The organism is Enterobacter sp. T1-1, from assembly GCF_000710795.1.
GTDB classification, from domain to species: Bacteria; Pseudomonadota; Gammaproteobacteria; order Enterobacterales; family Enterobacteriaceae; genus Enterobacter; species Enterobacter cloacae.
The window spans coordinates 16,439-36,824 of sequence record NZ_JALW01000058.1 but is presented as its reverse complement, the minus strand read 5'-3'; the positions used below and the strand labels follow the sequence as shown (position 1 = coordinate 36,824).

Below are 20,386 nucleotides of genomic sequence, written 5' to 3'. Positions count from 1 at the left end.
TTTAATTTGCTTTTCTCTGCTGATCCGGCGGCGTGTGTGCCGTTGTTCCGTGTCAGTGGAGGCGCATTATAGGGAGTTATTCTGAAGTGACAAGAGGAAATTTAAAAAAAGTTTCCGTCCGTGTTTTTTTTCACCAATAGCGATGAAATCAAGCTACAAAGTGTTCTATTTGATGTATCTGCAACCACAATCACATTCACGGTGGCATACTTATCGACAAGAATCATTAAGGAATAAAAGCAATGCCATTGAGCGCACAACAGCTGGCAGCCCAAAAAAACCTGTCTTATGTGCTGGCAGAAAAGCTGGCTCAGCTGATTTTAGCGGGTAAATATGCCCCGGGTAGCATCCTGCCGGGTGAAATAGAGCTGGGCGAGCAGTTTGGCGTGAGTCGTACCGCCGTTCGCGAAGCAGTGAAAACCTTAACAGCAAAAGGCATGGTGCTACCGCGTCCGCGCATTGGCACGCGGGTAATGCCACAAAGCAACTGGAACTTCCTCGATCAGGAACTTCTCTCCTGGTGGATGACAGAAGACAACTTCAATCAAGTCGTCGATCACTTTCTGGTGATGCGCAGCAGTCTTGAGCCGCAGGCCTGCCTGCTTGCCGCCACGCTCGGGACAGCCGAACAAAAAGCCCAGCTCAACACCTTAATGGAAGAGATGGTGTTCCTGAAAAAGCATTTCAACCGCGAGCGCTGGGTTGAGGTCGATATGGCCTGGCATGAACATATCTATATGATGAGCGCCAATCCGTTCCTTACCTCTTTTGCTTCTTTATTCCATTCGGTGTACCACACCTACTTTACCTCTATTACTCAGGACGAAGTGGTGAAGCTGGATCTGCATCAGGCCATTGTCGATGCCATTCAGGAGAGCGACGGGCAACGAGCCCTGAGCGCGTGCCAGGCGTTACTGGCCGCGCCAACCCACCAGCAGGTGAATAAATGACAAAGAAAAAAGCACGCAGCATGGCCGGGCTGCCGTGGATTGCAGCCATGGCGTTCTTTATGCAGGCACTGGATGCCACCATCCTCAACACCGCACTTCCCGCCATTGCGCAAAGCCTTAACCGATCGCCGCTGGCGATGCAGTCCGCCATCATCAGTTACACCCTGACGGTTGCAATGCTGATCCCGGTGAGCGGCTGGCTGGCCGATCGCTTCGGCACCCGTCGCGTATTTATGTTGGCCGTAACGCTCTTTACGCTCGGTTCGCTGGCCTGTGCATTATCATCCTCTCTGACCGAACTGGTTATCTTCCGCGTTCTGCAGGGAATTGGCGGCGCGATGATGATGCCCGTGGCGCGCCTGGCACTTTTGCGCGCCTATCCACGCAGTGAATTGCTTCCCGTGCTCAACTTCGTCACCATGCCCGGCCTGGTCGGTCCGATACTTGGCCCGGTGCTGGGCGGTGTCTTTGTCACCTGGGCCAGCTGGCACTGGATCTTCCTGATTAACATTCCAATTGGCGTAGCAGGGCTGCTGTATGCCCGCAAATATATGCCGAACTTCACCACGCCAAGACGCAGTTTCGATATGGGTGGTTTTTTCCTGTTTGGTCTGAGCCTGGTATTGTTCTCCAGCGGGATGGAGCTGTTTGGTGAGAAGATAGTGGCAACATGGCTTGCGCTGGCTGTCATTCTTGGCGGTATTTTGCTGTTCCTTCTTTATATACGTCATGCACGCCGTCACCCGACACCGCTGATTTCGCTGTCTCTCTTTAATACGCGCACTTTCTCGGTAGGTATCGCGGGGAATATTGCTTCGCGCCTGGGGACGGGCTGCGTACCGTTTTTGATGCCTCTGATGCTGCAGGTCGGTTTCGGCTATCCGGCCCTGATAGCCGGCTGCATGATGGCGCCCACGGCAATGGGCTCAATTCTGGCCAAATCAACCGTCACGCAGGTACTGCGCTGGTTTGGCTATCGGAAGACGCTGGTTGGCGTAACGGTCTTTATCGGGCTGATGATTGCGCAGTTCTCGCTACAATCTGCCTCGCTTCCCGTCTGGATGCTGATCCTGCCGCTGTTTGTGCTGGGTATGGCAATGTCAACGCAGTTCACGTCGATGAACACGATTACTCTCGCGGATCTGACTGACGACAACGCCAGTAGTGGCAACAGCGTGCTGGCGGTGACTCAACAGTTATCAATCAGCCTTGGGGTGGCTGTCAGTGCCGCGGTACTGCGGTTCTATGAAGGTTTTGACAGCGCGAACACCGTCGAGCAGTTCCACTATACCTTTATCACGATGGGCGGACTTACCGTCGTTTCAGCGCTGGTCTTTATGCTGTTAAAACCGAAAGATGGTCGAAACCTGATTAAAGAACGCCACAAAACAAAAGCTAAACCGAACCCCGTTCCATCAGAACAGGAGTAAGCTGCAGACGTTGCTGCTGCAGCGTGGGCTGCGCCATTCGGTGGATTAATACATCAATGGCCAGCTCACCCAGTTCATCTTTTGGCTGATGGATCGTGGTCAGCGGCGGGGTCATGTAGCTGGCCAGTTCGATATCATCGTAGCCAATCACCGCCATATCGTCAGGAATACGCAATCCCGCCTGGTACAACGCCTTATACGCCCCAAACGCCATGGCATCATTGCCAATAAAGACGGCCTGCGGGCGCGGTGTCTGCGCCAGCAATGTCTGCATCGCCTCGAAACCGCCCTGAAATTCAAAATCGCCGGTTATACGGTAACCCTCCGGAACCGCGAGTCCCGCCCGAGCCATCGCGGAAAGGTACCCCTCCAGACGTAGCCGCGCCGGGGTTTTATCCAGCGGACCAGTAATGCAGGCGATGCGGGTATGGCCTTTGTCGATCAGATACTGGGTTGCCATATCTCCGCCCAGCAGGGAGTTATCCTGAATCAGATCGCTGGTCCCGTCGAACGGCGCCCAGTCCATCATCACCGTGGGGATAGACGGATAACGCTGAATAATCTCTTTCGAGGGTTGATGCGTTTCGGTACACAGCAGCAGTAACCCGTCGACGCGTTTTTGCATCAGCGTCTCCAGATTACGGTTCATGCGCTGCTCATCCCCTTCGGTATTGCACAGCACCAGACTGTAGCCGCGTTCGAAGCAGCTGCGTTCCACCCCGCGGACAAGTTCAGAATAAAAGGGATTCGTACTGGCGGTGATCAGCATGCCAATGGTGCGCGTCTGGTTGAGCTTCAGGCTGCGGGCCAGCGCAGACGGCGCATAGTTAAGATCTTTCACTGCGGCTTCGACTTTCTCCCGAATCGCCTCGCTGACGAAGCGATCGTTATTAATGACGTGGGAGACTGTCGACGTAGAAACGCCCGCCAGGCGGGCGACATCTTTCATTGTGGCCAAGCGTTACCCCTGCTGACTTAAGAATTCGTCGATCTCTTTACGCCACGGAACGGAGGGCTGGGCACCTTTGCGCGTGACGGCGATAGCCGCAGCAGCATGCGCAAAGCGGATAGCATCATCCATTCCCTTTCCTTCCAGCAGCGCTGTCACCAATGCTCCGTTAAACGTATCGCCTGCCGCGATAGTGTCAATCGCCTTGACCTTAAAGCCCGGCACGCGACGGCCTTCGCCGTTTACGCTTGCCCACACGCCGCGGCTACCGAGGGTAATGATAACGGTGCCGATGCCTTTATCGTGCAGCGCTTTCGCGGCACGTGCTGCGTCATCATCATTTTCAACACCAATGCCCGTCAGTTTTTCTGCTTCGGTTTCGTTCGGTGTAATGATGTCCACCCGCGCCAGCAGTTCGTCTGATAATACACGGGCAGGCGCAGGATTAAGTACGACAGTGGTATGATTTTGATGCGCAATGTCAGCGGCCGCCAGTACGCTTTCTACGGGCGATTCCAGCTGCATCAGTAACGCGTCGGCATTAGCGATAAGCTCGCGCTGTGCTTCAACGCGGTCCGTCGTAAGACGGGCATTCGCGCCGGCATGAATACCGATGACATTCTCACCTTCCGCGTTGACGAAAATCAGCGCCACGCCGGTCGATTCCCCTGCAACAACGCTGACTGGCACAACATCGATGTTATCGCTGGCGAGCTGTTTACGCACGCGCTCACCGGTATCGTCATCACCCGTGCAGGCGATAAACGCGATATTTGCCCCACTGCGTCCTGCTGCAACCGCCTGGTTGGCACCTTTACCGCCAAATGCCACCTGATAATGGTTGCCGGTGACGGTTTCGCCCGGCGTCGGGAAGGATTCAAGGTTAAGAATGTGATCGGCATTGATACTGCCAAGGACGACGAGGTTGCCTGCGGTTTTCATGGTTGAGCTGTCCATCTGAGAGCGCCACCGGTGTTACCCGGTGGCGTATGCCACACTTTTCTTTATTGGTGTCCCTCAGGCAGCCAGCGACTGCCTGAATCGCCTTTTTACTGCTTGATGACCAGTTTCAGGTCAACTGGATATTTAGCCTGAACTTTTTCGCCCTTCAGCACTTTGTCAGCAGTCTGCACGCCAGTCGCGCCGATCTGCTCAGGCAGCTGAGCGATGGTCGCCGCCAGTTTGCCATCATTTACCGCTTTTTCTCCATCTGGTGTGCCGTCAAATCCGACAACCATCACATCAGATTTACCTGCAGTCTGCAGGGCACGCAGCGCGCCGAGCGCCATTTCGTCGTTCTGTGCGAACACCGCCTGCACGTCTGGGTGCGCGGTCAGCAGGTTCTGCATGACGTTCAGACCTTTAGTACGGTCGAAGTCAGCAGGCTGGCTGGCCAGGACGTTAAATTTGTGAGCCGCAACCGCCTGCTGGAAACCTTCGCCACGTTCGCGGGCAGCGGACGTACCGGCAATACCCTGCAGTTCGATAACTTTCGCGCCTTCACCTGCTTTCTTCGCGATGTAGTCACCCGCGATTTTACCGCCCAGCACGTTATCAGACGCAATGTGGCTCACAACGTCGCCTTTCGTTGCCTGACGGTCCAGGGTGATCACCGGGATCTTCGCCTGGTTTGCCATCTTCACGGCGTTACCCACCGCGTCAGAATCGGTTGGGTTGATCAGCAGAATTTTGGTGCCGCGAACGGTTAAGTCCTGCACGTTAGCCAGCTCTTTCGCCGGGTTGTTCTGTGAATCCAGCACCACCAGGTTGTAGCCCAGTTTGTCGGCTTCTTTCTGTGCGCCATCCTTCAGGGAGACGAAGAACGGGTTGTTCAGCGTGGAGATAACCAGCGCGATGGTGTCTTTCGCCATAGCGTTAGCACTTACGGTTGCGCTCAGCGCGACAGCAGAAACCAGGGTAGCCAGTTTTTTCATGTTCATATCTAAGATGTCCTGTAGTGTCGTCAGTTACTGTTTTTTGTTGTCTACCAGGACCGCCAGCAAAATCACCACTGCTTTAACGATCATCTGGTAATAGGAGGAAACACCTAACAAATTCAAACCATTATTCAGGAAACCGAGAATCAGTGCGCCGATCAATGTCCCAACAATGCGACCTTTACCGCCCGCAAGACTCGTACCGCCCAGAACCACTGCCGCAATGGCATCCAGCTCATACCCCGTACCCGCCGTTGGCTGCGCGGAAGAGAGACGCGCCACTTCGATGATGCCCGCCAGAGAGGCCAGCAAACCGCACAGTGAGTAAACGATAATTTTAACTTTGTTGACGCTGATACCGGACAGACGCGTTGCCGCTTCGTTACCGCCCAGTGCATAAATATAGCGGCCCAGACGCGTGTGGTGCAGCATGTACCACGCCGCCAGGAAGACGATGGCCATGATCCAGACCGGCGTCGGGATACCCAGCGGGCGACCGATACCGAACCAGCCAAACAGATCGGCGTTGTCCGTAAAGCCGGTGTTAACCGGGCTGCCGTTGGTATACACCATGGTGACACCGCGCAGCAGCAGCATCATGACCAGTGTCGCAATAAAAGCCTGAACACGACCTTTCGCCACGATAACCCCGGTGACAGCACCAATTGCCGCACCCAGCGCCAGCGCAGCGGCAACGGCCACCAGCGCGTTGACCTCAATCCCGACGATTGAAGCAGCAACCGCACCGGTGAGCGCCAGCAGGGAACCGACGGACAGATCGATACCCGATGTCAGGATCACCAGCGTCATCCCGACCGCCATAATGGCGTTCACGGAGGTCTGCTGCAGAATATTGAACAGGTTATTAACGGTGAAGAAATTGGGGCTCATGGTCGACACAATCGCGATCAGCACCAGCAGGGCAATCAGCGATTTTTGTTCCATCAGCCATGCCTTTGTGAAATAACGGCGACCAGAAACAGCCTGGGTAGTCATCTTCTTACTCCTGATTCACGCGATTAAGCTTGCCCACAGCGGCAGCCATCAGAACTTCCTGGGTGGCCTGCTCGCGAGTGAATTCACCGCCGAGATGCCCTTCATGCATGACGATAATGCGATCGCTCATGCCTAATACCTCTGGCATCTCGGAAGAGACCAGAATGATGCTCAGACCGTCGGCCTTGAACTGGTTAATCAGCTGATAGATCTCTTTTTTAGCCCCTACGTCCACGCCGCGGGTAGGTTCATCAAGGATCAACACTTTCGGGCGCGTCATCAGCCCGCGTGCAATCGCCACTTTCTGTTGATTACCGCCGGACAGCAGGCCAATCGCCTGTTCCATCGAGGGGGTTTTCACATTAAAGAGGCGGATAAAATCGCTGACTGCCTGCTGTTCATCTTTATGTTTCAGGCTGCCGCCGCTGCGGCTGAAATAGCGCAGGGCGGTAAGAGACATGTTCTCTTTCACCGACATGCCCAGCACTAAGCCGTCGCGCTTACGGTCTTCGGAGATATAAACAATACCATTCGCCAGGCCATCCTGCGGAGAGCGCGTCACCACTTCATGCCCGTCGAGAGTGACATAACCGCTGGATCGCGGCAGCGCACCGTACAGCACTTTCATCAGCTCGGTACGGCCGGCGCCCATTAGCCCTGCCACGCCAAGAATTTCCCCTTTGCGCAGGGTAAAGGAGACATTATCCACGCCCGGGCCACAGAGATTATCCACCTTCAGGCGGATCTCACCCGGTGCTTTGTCGAGGTGCGGGTATTGATCTTCGAGCTTGCGTCCCACCATCATTTCGATAAGCGTATCTTCCGTCAGCGATGCCACTTCACGCTCGGCAATAAACTGCCCGTCGCGGAAGACGGTAACGTCGTCGCAGATCTCGAAAATCTCTTTCATACGGTGAGAGATATAGACAATTCCACGTCCCTGCGATTTCAGCTCGCGGATGACGCGGAACAGGGATTCGGTTTCGGTATCGGTCAGGGCGTCCGTCGGTTCATCCATAATGATGACCTTCGACTCAAAGCTCAGCACTTTCGCGATCTCCACCATCTGCTGGTCGCCAATGGAGAGTTCGCCCACCAGGCGGTCGCTTTTGAAGCGCAGGTTGAGCTTCGCCAGCAGCTTATCCGCTTCGGCATACATCGTTTTCCAGTCAATTTTGCCAAACCGGTTAACAAATTCGCGGCCAAGGAAGATGTTCTCCGCAATAGTGAGCTGCGGGATCAGGTTCAGTTCCTGATGAATAATGCCGATCCCCGCTTCCTGCGAGGCTTTTGGACCACTGAAGGTGGTCTCTTTACCCAGCCACAAAAGTGAACCGGCATCGCGTTGATAGATACCGGTCAGTACTTTCATCATGGTGGATTTGCCGGCGCCATTCTCGCCCACCAGCGCCATTACGCGTCCGGCATAAACGTTCAGCGCCGCGCCAGAAAGGGCTTTTACGCCCGGGAACGATTTATCGATCCCTTTAAGTTGCAGTAATGCGTCCATGATGGCCTCAGAAGGTGACGCCAGCACAGAGAATGATATTCGCATACGGGGAACACTCCCCGCTGCGAATCACCGCCTGACTGTCTGCGGTTTGTTGTTTGAACTGTTCGTGCGTTGTGTAACGAATTTCTATGGTGTTTCCCTGGTGTTGTTGCAGTTGCTCAATGTGATTGAGCAACGTTTCGTGGAGTTGCGGATTATGTTGTTTAATTTCCGTCGCGAGAATGGCCGCCTCAACCTGCATCTCCGCAGTAACTACATCCAGTACCTGCATAAACGAGGGCACGCCCTGCGTTAACGCCATATCAATACGGGTTGTGTTGCGCGGAACCGGTAAGCCTGCATCGCAAACCACCAGCGTATCGGTATGCCCAAGACGGGAAATAACCGATGAGATTTCTGAGTTGAGTACCGTGCCTTTCTTCATTTTCTTGCTCCACTAGCGAAACGTTTCGCTGAAATCAGTTTAGTCTTAAGAGTGTTCAGAAAACCACCATGACGTAACAGAATTGTGATCGGTGTCGAAACGTTTCGCTAAGTGAAATGAGACGTAAATTTTGGCGGGAATATTGAGTATGAGTAGGCCGGGTAAGCGAAGCGCCACCCGGCATTTTAAGGAGCTTAAATCTCGACCTGAGTTCCCAGCTCGATCACACGGTTAGGCGGGATCTCAAACTGGTCCGGCGCACGCAGGGCGTTTCGCTGCAAAATAAGATACAGCTTGCCGCGCAGGCGCAAATACCACGGACGTTTACCGATAATCAGCGACTCATGCGACATAAAGAACGATGTTTCCATCATGCGGCAGCTTAAGCCTTCCAGACCGCAGCGGTGGAAGACCTCTTCCACGTTCGGCGTCTCACGCCAGCCGTAGCTCGCCACCACGCGCCAGAAGGTTGGCGATAGTTGCTCAATTTGAACACGGCGCACGTTGTGAACATACGGTGCATCTTCGGTGCGCAGGGTCAGCAGGATAACCCGCTCATGCAGCACCTTGTTGTGCTTGAGGTTATGCATCAATGCGAACGGAATAACGTTCAACGCACGAGACATATACACCGCCGTGCCCGGTACGCGAACCGGTGGGGATTTCTCCAGCGAGGCAATCATCGCCTCCAGGGAGTTTCCGTGTTCATGCATACGACGCAGCAAACGGAAACGCTCGCTTTTCCACGTGGTCATCACAATGAACATCAACAGACCAAGCGTCAGCGGCAGCCAGCCGCCGGAGACAATCTTATCGAGGTTTGCCGAGAACAGCGGTACGTCGATGCACAGGAAGCCCACCAGAATCATCGCCACGAGGAACTTGTTCCAGTGCCAGTTTCGGTACGCCACCGTGGTGGAAAGAAGCGATGTCAGCACCATGGTGCCTGTTACCGCAATACCGTACGCCGCGGCCAGGTTGCTGGAGTGCTCAAAGCTGACGATCACGATCACCACAGCAAAATAGAGCAGCCAGTTAACAAACGGGATGTAGATCTGGCCTGACTCCATCTCTGAGGTATGGATGATACGCATGGGAGAGAGATACCCCAGACGCACGGCCTGGCGCGTCAGAGAGAACACGCCGGAAATGACCGCCTGAGAAGCGATAACGGTGGCCAGCGTGGCCAGAATAAGCATCGGCACCAGCGCCCAATCCGGGGCCAGCAGGAAGAAGGGGTTTTTAATCGCTTCCGGGTTTTTCAGCAGCAGCGCCCCCTGCCCGAAGTAGTTCAATACAAGCGATGGCAGGACAACTAAAAACCACGCCACGCGAATCGGCAGTTTGCCGAAGTGCCCCATATCTGCATACAGCGCTTCGACACCGGTAATAGAGAGCACAACGGCGCCGAGCGCCACGAAGGAAACGACTTTGTATTCAAGGAAGAAATGGATAGCCCAGTATGGGTTCAGCGCCTGCAGAACCTCCGGGTTGCCAATAACTCCGCGCAAACCGAGCGCCGCCAGAATCAGGAACCAGGCCAGCATAATCGGTGCGAACAATTTCCCCACCAGCCCGGTACCGTGCTTCTGGATAATAAACAGCAACGTCAGAACGATTATCGCCAGCGGAACCACCCACGTATCAAGCTGCGGTGCGATAATCTCAAGCCCCTCAATCGCCGAAAGCACCGAGATAGCAGGCGTGATGACCACTTCCCCATAGAAGAAGCTGCCACCAATCAGGCCAATAATAACCAGTACCGACGTCATTCTGGCCGAGGTGTTGCGCCCCGCAAGGGACATCAGGGTCAGGATCCCCCCCTCACCTGCGTTATCTGCACGCATCACAAAGGAGAGGTATTTAACAGAAACCACCAGGATCAGCAGCCAGAAGATGAGGGACAGGAAGCCAAATACGGCATCGCGTTCAACACCAAAGCCAAACTGGCCGGACAGACATTCACGAAGCGTATAAAGCGGGCTGGTGCCGATATCACCGTAGACAACCCCGATCGCCGCAAGCGTAATTGCGGGTAATGATTGCTTATTATCAGTGCTCATAGACTAGTCTTTTCGTTTAAATAACAAATGTGTTCCTGTTCCCTTGGTCCACAAAAAGCGCACAGTATGCACGATTCGTTGCAAAATCGAACCCCTAAATGCAACCGCATTAATGTAGCGCAAAGAAAATTGCGCCGCACTTCAGCCTATTACCAGCCCTGACTGAAACGTCTATACTCGCTTCAATTAGCCGCCACGACGGCGAAAGGATGCAAAAACTATTATGGCTCACTCACATTTATTAGCAGAAAGAATTTCCCGTCTCAGCAGCGCACTGGAGAAAGGTCTTTTCGAACGCAGTCACGCCATCCGCCTCTGTTTACTGGCGGCGTTGAGCGGTGAAAGCGTATTTCTGCTTGGCCCGCCGGGCATTGCCAAAAGCCTGATTGCCCGTAGGCTGAAATTTGCCTTTCAGAATGCACGCGCCTTCGAATACCTGATGACCCGCTTTTCCACCCCTGAAGAGGTTTTCGGCCCGCTGTCCATCCAGGCGCTGAAAGATGAGGGGCGTTATCAACGCCTTACCGAGGGGTATCTGCCGGAAGCAGAGATTGTATTTCTCGATGAGATCTGGAAAGCGGGACCGGCCATTCTGAATACCCTGCTCACGGCGATTAACGAACGCCGGTTCCGTAACGGCGCCAGCGAAGAGAAAATCCCGATGCGCCTGCTGGTGGCCGCCTCGAACGAACTTCCCGAGGCCGACAGCAGCCTTGAAGCGCTGTATGACCGCATGCTGATCCGCCTGTGGCTGGACAAAGTGCAGGATAAATCGAACTTCCGCTCCATGCTGACCAGCCAGCAGGATGAAAATGAAAACCCGGTAGCCGCTTCACTGCAGGTCACGGACGAGGAGTATCAGCAGTGGCAGGTGGATATCGGCAAAATCACACTGCCGGACGCGGTCTTTGAGTTGATCTACCAGCTCCGTCAGCAGCTCGATCTCCTTCCTTCTGCACCCTATGTTTCCGACCGTCGCTGGAAAAAAGCAATTCGTCTGCTGCAGGCCAGCGCCCTGTTCAGCGGGCGCGACGCGGTTGCCCCTATCGATCTTATCCTGCTGAAAGACTGCCTCTGGCACGATGCCGAAGGGATGAATCTGATGCAGCAGCAGCTTGAAATATTGATGACCGGACACGCCTGGGGCCAGCAATCAATGCTCAACCAGCTTGGGGCGATAGCCCAACGGCGCATTCAGCTACAGCAGCAGCAAAGTGATAAAACCGCGCTGAAGGTGAACCGTCTTGGCGGCATGTTCGCCCGTAAACCGCACTACGAACTGCCCGCTGAGCTGACCAGCCCAACGCTGACGCTGCTTCTCCAGCAGCCGCTTAAACTCCATGACATGCAGGTGGTGCACATTACGCTTGAGCGTGACGCGCTGGCCCAGTGGCTTGATAAGGGAGGAGAGATCCGCGGTAAGCTTAACGGTATAGGCTTTGCGCAGCCGCTGAATATGGAAGTGGACAGCAGTCAGCACCTGGTGATCCGCGACGTAAGCCTGCAGGGGTCACGCCTTGCCCTCCCGGGAAGCGCCTCTGACAGCATTCCGGAAGAGATCACGCAGCAGCTGGAGGCGCTGGATACCGAATGGCATCAGCAGCATACGCGCTTCAGCGAACAGCAAAAGTGCCTCTTTATTCACAGCGACTGGTTAGGTCGCATTGAAGCCAGCCTGCAGGATGTGAGCGCGCAGATCAAACAGGCTCGTCAATGCTAACGCTGGATACGCTTAACGTCATGCTGGCCGTCAGCGAAGATGGGTTGATCGAAGAGGTGATTATTACTCTTCTGGCGTCTCCTCAGCTGGCGGCTTTTTTTGAAAAATTCCCGAAGCTAAAAAAAGCGATGACGGACGATCTCCCGCGCTGGCGGGACAACCTGCGACAGCGGTTTAAAGAGACCGAAGTGCCACAGGAGTTAACCGAAGAGGTGGCCTGCTATCAGCAGTGCCAGCGGCTTTCCACGTCGCAGTTTATTGTTCAGATCCCGCAAACCCTGACGTTACTCGATAAAGTACACTCCCCGTTTGCCAGCCAGGCCCGGGCGCTGGTCACCGATAACGCCACCTTCACCCCCGCCTTACACACACTCTTTTTACAGCGCTGGCGTCTCAGTCTTGTGGTTCAGGCCACGACGCTGAACCAGCAGCTGCTGGATGAAGAGCGTGAACAATTGCTCAGCGAAGTTCAGGAACGCATGACCTTAAGCGGTCAGCTGGAGCAGGTACTGGTAGAAAATGAAAACGCCGCCGGACGTCTCTGGGATATGAGTGCAGGCCAAATCAGGCGTGGGGATTATCAGCTGATTGTCCGGTATGGTGATTTCCTGGCGCAGCAGCCCGAGCTGATGAAGCTTGCGGAACAGCTGGGTCGCTCAAGGGAGGCTAAATCGGTCCCAAAGAAGGATGCCCCGATGGAAACCTTCCGCACCCTGGTGCGGGAACCGGCCACCGTGCCGGAACAGGTGGATGGGCTCCAGCAAAGCGATGACATTTTACGGCTGCTGCCTACGGAGCTGAGCACGCTCGGGATGACCGAGCTGGAATATGAGTTTTATCGTCGGCTGGTGGAAAAACAGCTTCTGACCTATCGCCTGCATGGCGAAGCCTGGCGCGAAAAAATCAGTCAACGTCCGGTGGTCCATCAGGATTTTGATGAGCAACCGCGCGGCCCATTTATCGTTTGTGTGGATACATCTGGATCGATGGGCGGTTTCAACGAACAGTGTGCCAAAGCGTTCTGCCTGGCGCTGATGCGCGTGGCGCTCGCTGACCGGCGTCGCTGCTTTATCATGCTCTTTTCCAGCGAAGTGGTCAGCTATGAGCTGACCCATCAGCAGGGTATTGAGCAGGCGATCCGCTTTTTAAGCCAGCGTTTTCGCGGCGGTACCGATCTGGCCAGCTGTTTTCGCAGCATTGTGGAACGTATGCAGGGCGGCGACTGGTACGACGCTGACGCGGTGGTGATTTCCGATTTTATTGCCCAGCGGCTGCCGGATGACGTGTTGAATAAAGTGAAGGAGTTACAGCGGGTGCATCAGCACCGTTTCCACGCAGTGGCGATGTCCGCCCATGGAAAACCCGGCATCATGCGCATCTTCGATCATATCTGGCGCTTTGATACCGGGTTGCGTAGCCGCCTGCTCAGGCGCTGGCAGCGTTAATTACAGAAGCGAGCTGACGCTTTCACGTACCTGCTGCGGCCAGACACCACACTGCACCTGACCAATATGCGACAGTTGCAGCAGCAGCATGGTCAGACGGGACTGGCCGATGCCGCCGCCAATGGTCTGCGGCATCTCACCGCGCAGCAGCGCCTGGTGCCATTCCAGCGTGAGACGATCTTCATCACCGGTCACCGCCAGCTGGCGTTTCAGCGCATCAGCATCCACGCGGATCCCCATTGAGGAGAGTTCAAACGCATCTTCCAGCACCGGGTTCCAGACCAGAATATCGCCGTTCAGACCAGCAAATTCGCCCTCGCTCATGGTGCTCCAGTCATCATAATCCGGTGCACGAACATCATGACGTTTACCATCCGACAGCTTACCGCCGATCCCCATCAGGAAGACGGCACCCAGTTCTTTAGCGATCGCACGTTCACGACCTTTAGCATCCAGATCCGGGAAACGACTCAGCAACTCCTGGCTGTGAACAAAGTGGATCGATTCCGGCAGGAACGGTGCCAAACCAAACTCTTTGCTTACGGCCGCTTCGGTCGCTTTGATCCCGGCGTAGATCGCCTCAACGGTGGATTTCAGCGTGCCGACATGGCGCTCGCCATCACCCATTACGCGCTCCCAGTCCCACTGGTCAACGTAAACAGAGTGAATGGCAGACAGGCGGTCTTCATCGGGGCGGAGGGCTTTCATGTGCGTGTAGAGTCCTTCGCCCGCGCTGAAGTCGTGCTGTCCCAGGGTTTGACGCTTCCACTTCGCGAGGGAATGAACCACTTCGAACTGGGCGTCTGGCAGTGTTTTCACTTTCACCTGCACCGCTTTTTCGCATCCGGACAAGTTATCCTGCGTCCCATCACCCACGCGGCTGAGAATCGGTGCCTGAACTTCAATCAGACCCAGCTTCTCTTCCAGCTGGCGGGAAAAATGGGATTTAACGAAACTGATCTGGCGTTGTTTTGCGATATAAGCGGTTTTCATTATTTATACTCCTGCGTCCTGTTGGTATTGATTAAGCAACAGAAAAGGCATTCAATTCAATAATCAAACAACAAAAAGCCACCTTCACTTTTGATTCGTTAAAATTTAACGCTAGAATAGAGTGATTCATTAATCTTCATAAGAAAAAGCTATGGAAAATTATCAGATCGATAATCTGGACCGCGGCATCCTGGAGGCGTTAATGGCCAATGCCCGTACCGCCTATGCCGAACTGGCGAAGCAGTTTGGCGTCAGCCCGGGGACGATTCATGTTCGTGTAGAGAAGATGAAACAGGCGGGGATCATTACCGGGGCACGTATCGATGTCAGCCCAAAACAGCTGGGTTATGACGTCTGCTGCTTTATTGGCATTATTCTTAAAAGCGCAAAAGATTATCCTTCCGCGCTGGCGAAGCTGAACGCGCTCGATGAAGTCACAGAGGCGTACTACACCACCGGCCACTACAGCATCTTTATCAAGGTGATGTGTCGATCCATAGATGCCCTGCAGCAGGTACTTATCAACAAGATCCAAACAATCGATGAAATTCAGTCCACCGAGACGTTGATCTCCCTGCAAAACCCGATCATGCGTACCATTCGCCCCTGATCGGGCAAATCCATACCCACATTTTCCACAGGTAGATCCCAGCCCGTTCACAGCGTACAATGGCCCCCTCTTTATCTGAGCGAGCGATCAATGGCGGACATTACCCTTATCAGTGGCAGCACCCTTGGCGGCGCGGAATATGTAGCGGAACATCTGGCTGAGAAGCTGGAGGATGCGGGATTTTCCACACAAACGCTGCACGGGCCTTTGCTTGAAGATCTCCCGACTGATGGGGTCTGGCTGGTGATCACCTCCACGCATGGCGCAGGCGATCTACCGGATAACCTGCAACCTTTATATGACGAACTGCAGGAACAGCAGCCAGACCTGTCAAACGTGCGTTTTGGCGCAGTGGGTATTGGCAGCCGTGAATATGACACCTTCTGCGGTGCTATAGAAAAAGTCGAAGCCGCTGTCACCGCCTGCGGAGCAAAACAGGTGGGTGAAACGCTGAAGATCAACATCCTCGATCATGATATTCCGGAGGATCCGGCTGAGATCTGGCTGGGTGAATGGAAAAATTTACTCAAAAACGATTAAAGATCGCGCGAACAGATGTGGATAACTCTGGTTAAAAGCTCGTATTAAGCAGTAGTTATCCAAAGAACAACGTTGAAGTCGTTTTTGCCCTGTGTATAAAGTCGCGATCTGATCCCAGCTTATACGGGCCAGGATCACCGATCATTCACAGCAAACGATCCTTTCTAACTCCATGATCTTCTTTATGAGATCGGACTTATCCACAAAGGTCCGCGATCCTAATAAGAGATCACAATAGAACAGATCTCTAAATAAAAAGATCTTCTTTTTAATAGCCCAGGATCCCAATGCTTTCTCGAAAGACTAAAGTTGAGTAGAATCCACGGCCCGGGCTTCAATCCATTTTCATACCGCTTTACGCGAGGCAGACCACCATGTTTTATCAGGATCCTTTTGACGTCATCATCATTGGCGGGGGTCACGCAGGCACTGAGGCCGCAATGGCCGCAGCGCGAATGGGTCAGCAGACCCTGCTTTTGACACACAATATCGACACGCTGGGACAAATGTCCTGTAATCCGGCGATTGGCGGCATTGGGAAAGGACACCTGGTAAAAGAAGTGGATGCACTTGGCGGCCTGATGGCGAAAGCGATCGATCACGCAGGCATTCAGTTTAGGATACTAAACGCCAGTAAAGGCCCCGCTGTGCGTGCGACCCGCGCTCAGGCAGACCGCGTGCTTTATCGTCAGGCGGTGCGTACCGCCCTGGAGAACCAGCCGAACCTGATGATCTTCCAGCAGGCAGTGGAAGATCTTATCGTGGAGAACGATCGTGTCGTTGGCGCAGTTACCCAGATGGGGCTCAAATTCCGTGCCAAAGCGGTTGTTCTGACCGTCGGGACATTCCTGGACGGTAAGATCCATATCGGTCTGGATAATTACAGCGGCGGACGTGCTGGCGATCCGCCATCTATCCCATTGTCACGCCGTCTGCGTGAACTGCCGCTGCGTGTCAGCCGTCTGAAAACCGGTACTCCACCGCGTATTGATGCGCGCACCATTGATTTCAGCGTGCTGGCACAACAGCACGGCGATAACCCAATGCCGGTCTTCTCGTTCATGGGCAATGCAGCGCAGCATCCGCAGCAGGTACCGTGCTATATCACGCATACCAACGAAAAAACCCATGACGTGATCCGCAATAACCTCGATCGCAGCCCAATGTACGCCGGCGTGATCGAAGGGATCGGCCCACGCTATTGCCCGTCGATCGAAGACAAAGTCATGCGCTTTGCCGATCGTAACCAGCACCAGATCTTCCTGGAGCCAGAAGGGCTGACCTCGAACGAAATCTATCCGAACGGCATCTCCACCAGCCTGCCGTTCGATGTGCAGATGCAAATTGTTCGCTCAATGCAGGGGATGGAGAATGCGAAAATCGTTCGCCCTGGCTACGCTATTGAGTACGATTTCTTCGATCCGCGTGACCTGAAGCCAACCCTGGAGAGCAAATTCATCCACGGTCTGTTCTTCGCTGGTCAGATTAACGGCACCACCGGTTACGAAGAAGCTGCTGCACAGGGCCTGCTGGCCGGTCTGAACGCCGCCCGTTTCTCTGCCGAGAAAGAGGGCTGGGCTCCGGCTCGTTCTCAGGCTTATCTGGGCGTGCTGGTCGACGATCTCTGCACGCTGGGCACCAAAGAACCGTACCGTATGTTTACCTCTCGCGCGGAATATCGCCTGATGCTGCGCGAAGATAACGCTGACCTGCGTCTGACCGAAATGGGTCGTGAGCTGGGTCTGGTGGATGACGAACGCTGGGCGCGCTTCAACGAGAAACTGGAGCGCATTGAGCAGGAACGTCAGCGCCTGAAAACGACCTGGGTTAATCCGCAGGCTGAAACCGCTGCGGAAGTGAACGCTCACTTAACTGCGCCGCTCTCGCGCGAAGCCAGCGGTGAAGATCTGCTGCGTCGCCCGGAAGTGACCTATGAGAATCTGGTGAAACTCACCGCCTTTGCCCCGGGTCTTGAAGACGCTGAAGCGGCAGAGCAGGTTGAGATCCAGGTTAAATACGAAGGTTACATCGCGCGTCAGCAGGATGAGATCGAAAAGCAGCAGCGTAACGAAAACACGCTGCTGCCGGAAATGCTGGACTATCGTCAGGTGACGGGGCTGTCCAACGAGGTGATCGCCAAACTGAACGATCACAAACCGGTGTCGATCGGCCAGGCCTCCCGCATCTCGGGCGTTACCCCAGCAGCGATTTCGATTCTGCTGGTGTGGCTGAAAAAGCAGGGCATGCTGCGCCGCAGCGCGTAATATGTGTAATTAGCCCGGTGGCGCTGCGCTTACCGGGCCTACAGAACTCCGTAGGGCGGGTTAGCGAAGCGCCACCCGCCACTTAAGTCTCTCAACAGGTATTCACCGTGCTCAATAAACTCTCTCGTCTGCTGGATCAGGCAGGTATTTCGCTCACCGATCACCAGAAAAATCAGCTGGTGGCCTATGTCGATATGCTGAACAAATGGAATAAAGCGTACAACCTCACCTCCGTACGCGACCCCAACGAGATGCTGATTCGCCATATTCTCGATAGCATTGTGGTTGCGCCGTACCTGAACGGTGAGCGCTTTATCGATGTGGGCACGGGTCCTGGCCTGCCGGGTATTCCCCTGTCAATTGTCCGCCCGGAAAGCCATTTCACGCTGCTGGATAGCCTTGGCAAGCGCGTGCGTTTTTTGCGCCAGGTACAGCATGAGCTGAAGCTTGAGAACATCACGCCTGTGCAAAGCAGGGTAGAGGAGTTCCCGGCAGAGCCACCGTTCGACGGGGTTATCAGCCGTGCGTTTGCTTCGCTTAATGACATGGTGAGCTGGTGTAAGCACTTACCGGCAGAGAATGGCCGTTTTTATGCGCTGAAAGGGCAGTTGCCCGGCGATGAAATTGTACAGCTTCCGGACGGTTTTGCCGTCGAGTCCATTGAGAAATTACAGATTCCTCAGCTCGAAGGCGAACGTCATCTGGTGATAATTAAGCCAAACAATTTTTAAAAATTTAATAAAAAATGTGGAATTTGTGCTGTTCTGTCAGTGTTAAAAAACAGCACAACACAACGGATTTTGCCGGAGAGAATTTAACCGTGTTTTTACTAAGGGTTTTCTAATGGTTAACTTCCTCACCATTGTTCACCCTGAAGATAATCAACCACGAAAATATCAGCCTGCTAAAAGTGGAAAGCAGCAACCAGAATGCAATGTTAAATATTTATTAAGAATGTCAATAAAAGGTTTTTATTGTATACGGGGCTGTTTTGAAAATAGTTGCGACATTTTATCTTTAATTTCAGAAAGATGAAATTAAGCGATTTACGAGTTTGATAAATACAACCTTATCGCAAATGTGTATTTTGTGATCTCGTGCACGCTTTGTAGTCAACGTTTTCGCGCTGTTTGCAGTTTTGCTCGAAGGTCGGGGCTTTCATCAAAAGTTGAAAAATAGCGGCGGGGAAAAATATTTAAACATTTATTCACCTTTTCGCTACTTAATGTTTGAAATCACGGGTGCGCACCGTATAATTTGACCGCTTTTTGATGCTTGACTCTGAGCCTTAAAGGACGTTTTATACGACACGCGGCATACCTCGAAGGGAGCAGGAGTAAAAACGTGATGTCTGTGTCGCTCTTGAGTAGAAACGTTGCTCGTAAGCTTCTGTTCATTCAGTTTCTGGCTGTGATAGCAAGTGGACTGCTGTTTAGCCTCAAAGACCCCTTCTGGGGCATCTCCGCCGTGTGCGGGGGTTTGGCGGTTGTGCTGCCAAACGTGTTGTTTATGATTTTTGCCTGGCGTCATCAGGCGCATACACCTGCCAAAGGCCGCGTGGCCTGGTCCTTCGCCCTCGGCGAAGTGTGTAAGGTGTTGCTGACCTTTGCTCTACTGGTGATGGCGCTGGCGGTTTTGAAAGTGGTATTCATGCCGCTGATAGCTACGTGGGTTTTGGTGCTGGTGGTACAAGTTCTGGCTCCAGCTGTAATCAATAACAAAGGGTAAAAGGCATCATGGCTTCAGAAAATATGACGCCGCAGGATTACATAGGTCACCATCTGAAAAACCTTCAGCTGGACCTGCGTACATTCTCGCTGGTGGATCCGCATAACCCCCCGGCCACCTTCTGGACGATCAACATCGACTCCATGTTCTTCTCGGTGGTTTTGGGTCTTCTGTTCCTGGCCATGTTCCGCGGTGTTGCTAAAAAGGCGACCAGCGGTGTTCCAGGGAAATTCCAGACGTTCGTTGAGATGATCATCGGCTTCGTCCATGGCAGCGTGAAAGACATGTACCATGGTAAGAGCAAGCTGATTGCCCCACTGGCACTGACCGTGTTCGTGTGGGTCTTCCTGATGAACCTGATGGACCTTCTGCCTATCGATTTCCTGCCGTGGATTGGCGAGCATGTCTTCGGTCTGCCTGCTCTGCGCGTGGTTCCGTCTGCTGACGTGAACATCACCCTGTCGATGGCGCTGGGCGTGTTTATCCTGATTCTTTTCTACAGCATCAAAATGAAAGGCGTAAGCGGCTTTGTGAAAGAGCTTACCTTGCAGCCGTTCAACCACTGGGCGTTTATTCCGGTCAACCTGATCCTGGAAGGCGTTAGCCTGCTGTCCAAACCTGTTTCACTGGGTCTGCGACTGTTCGGCAACATGTATGCGGGTGAGCTGATTTTCATTCTGATCGCGGGTCTTCTGCCGTGGTGGTCACAGTGGGTTCTGAATGTGCCGTGGGCCATTTTCCACATCCTGATCATTACGCTGCAAGCCTTTATCTTCATGGTTCTGACGATCGTCTATCTGTCGATGGCGTCTGAAGAGCACTGA

At 53.8% G+C, this 20,386-nt stretch carries 18 protein-coding genes; 10 read left to right on the top strand and 8 right to left on the bottom strand.

The window, feature by feature from the left end:
- Positions 1-242: 242 nt before the first annotated feature.
- Both AK59_RS0118875 and mdtD read left to right on the top strand, forming a co-directional pair.
- Positions 243-950: a FadR/GntR family transcriptional regulator gene (locus AK59_RS0118875; protein WP_029883508.1), complete on the top strand. Its 708-nt coding sequence runs from the start codon at positions 243-245 to the stop codon at positions 948-950.
- Complete coding sequence (gene mdtD, locus AK59_RS0118870) at positions 947-2,380, top strand: multidrug transporter subunit MdtD (RefSeq protein WP_023622147.1); 1,434 nt, start codon at positions 947-949, stop codon at positions 2,378-2,380. The genes AK59_RS0118875 and mdtD overlap by 4 nt, the downstream gene beginning before the upstream one ends.
- On the opposite strand, the gene rbsR is transcribed toward mdtD, so the two are convergent.
- The 7 genes from rbsR to kup form a co-directional block, all read right to left on the bottom strand.
- Positions 2,346-3,338 (bottom strand): ribose operon transcriptional repressor RbsR, encoded by a 993-nt coding sequence (gene rbsR, locus AK59_RS0118865; protein ID WP_013099392.1) that lies wholly within the window; start codon positions 3,336-3,338, stop codon positions 2,346-2,348. The two genes, mdtD and rbsR, sit on opposite strands and share 35 nt — an antisense overlap.
- Positions 3,339-3,341: 3 nt before the next feature.
- On the bottom strand, positions 3,342-4,271 hold the full coding sequence (gene rbsK / locus AK59_RS0118860) for a ribokinase (RefSeq protein WP_029883506.1): 930 nt from the start codon (positions 4,269-4,271) through the stop codon (positions 3,342-3,344).
- 107 nt (positions 4,272-4,378) lie between these two features.
- Entirely contained in the window at positions 4,379-5,269 is an 891-nt protein-coding gene (rbsB, locus tag AK59_RS0118855; protein ID WP_013099394.1) for a ribose ABC transporter substrate-binding protein RbsB, read from the bottom strand.
- Between the two features lie 27 nt (positions 5,270-5,296).
- A complete protein-coding gene (rbsC, locus tag AK59_RS0118850; RefSeq protein ID WP_029883505.1) occupies positions 5,297-6,262 on the bottom strand; it encodes a ribose ABC transporter permease in 966 nt (321 codons plus the stop codon).
- A 4-nt stretch (positions 6,263-6,266) separates the two neighbouring features.
- The gene (gene rbsA, locus AK59_RS0118845) at positions 6,267-7,772 is read right to left on the bottom strand and encodes a ribose ABC transporter ATP-binding protein RbsA (RefSeq protein ID WP_020690258.1); all 1,506 of its coding nucleotides are present in this window, start codon (positions 7,770-7,772) and stop codon (positions 6,267-6,269) included.
- Between the two features lie 7 nt (positions 7,773-7,779).
- Complete coding sequence (gene rbsD / locus AK59_RS0118840) at positions 7,780-8,199, bottom strand: D-ribose pyranase (protein ID WP_020690257.1); 420 nt, start codon at positions 8,197-8,199, stop codon at positions 7,780-7,782.
- Between the two features lie 194 nt (positions 8,200-8,393).
- Complete coding sequence (kup, locus tag AK59_RS0118835) at positions 8,394-10,262, bottom strand: low affinity potassium transporter Kup (RefSeq protein WP_013099398.1); 1,869 nt, start codon at positions 10,260-10,262, stop codon at positions 8,394-8,396.
- 223 nt (positions 10,263-10,485) lie between these two features.
- On the opposite strand from kup, the gene ravA reads away from it, so the two are divergent.
- A complete protein-coding gene (ravA, locus tag AK59_RS0118830) occupies positions 10,486-11,982 on the top strand; it encodes an ATPase RavA (RefSeq protein WP_029883504.1) in 1,497 nt (498 codons plus the stop codon).
- A complete protein-coding gene (gene viaA, locus AK59_RS0118825) occupies positions 11,976-13,427 on the top strand; it encodes an ATPase RavA stimulator ViaA (protein ID WP_029883503.1) in 1,452 nt (483 codons plus the stop codon). Before ravA ends, viaA begins: the two co-directional genes overlap by 7 nt.
- Here the strand turns inward: viaA and asnA are convergent, their stop codons facing one another.
- Positions 13,428-14,420, bottom strand: coding sequence for an aspartate--ammonia ligase (gene asnA / locus AK59_RS0118820; RefSeq protein WP_013099401.1), 993 nt, complete (start codon positions 14,418-14,420; stop codon positions 13,428-13,430).
- A gap of 151 nt (positions 14,421-14,571) precedes the next feature.
- Here asnA and asnC point away from each other — a divergent pair, with 151 nt between their 5' ends.
- The 6 genes from asnC to atpB all read left to right on the top strand — a co-directional run bounded on the left by asnC (position 14,572) and on the right by atpB (position 20,386).
- Positions 14,572-15,030, top strand: a complete 459-nt coding sequence (gene asnC, locus AK59_RS0118815) for a transcriptional regulator AsnC (protein WP_008500198.1) — start codon at positions 14,572-14,574, stop codon at positions 15,028-15,030.
- A 90-nt stretch (positions 15,031-15,120) separates the two neighbouring features.
- Positions 15,121-15,570: an FMN-binding protein MioC gene (mioC, locus tag AK59_RS0118810; protein ID WP_013099402.1), complete on the top strand. Its 450-nt coding sequence runs from the start codon at positions 15,121-15,123 to the stop codon at positions 15,568-15,570.
- 374 nt (positions 15,571-15,944) lie between these two features.
- Positions 15,945-17,834, top strand: coding sequence for a tRNA uridine-5-carboxymethylaminomethyl(34) synthesis enzyme MnmG (gene mnmG, locus AK59_RS0118805; RefSeq protein ID WP_008500196.1), 1,890 nt, complete (start codon positions 15,945-15,947; stop codon positions 17,832-17,834).
- A 107-nt stretch (positions 17,835-17,941) separates the two neighbouring features.
- Entirely contained in the window at positions 17,942-18,565 is a 624-nt protein-coding gene (gene rsmG / locus AK59_RS0118800; protein ID WP_029883502.1) for a 16S rRNA (guanine(527)-N(7))-methyltransferase RsmG, read from the top strand.
- A gap of 616 nt (positions 18,566-19,181) precedes the next feature.
- A complete protein-coding gene (atpI, locus tag AK59_RS0118795) occupies positions 19,182-19,562 on the top strand; it encodes a F0F1 ATP synthase subunit I (protein ID WP_008500194.1) in 381 nt (126 codons plus the stop codon).
- An 8-nt stretch (positions 19,563-19,570) separates the two neighbouring features.
- Positions 19,571-20,386 (top strand): F0F1 ATP synthase subunit A, encoded by an 816-nt coding sequence (gene atpB / locus AK59_RS0118790; RefSeq protein ID WP_029883501.1) that lies wholly within the window; start codon positions 19,571-19,573, stop codon positions 20,384-20,386.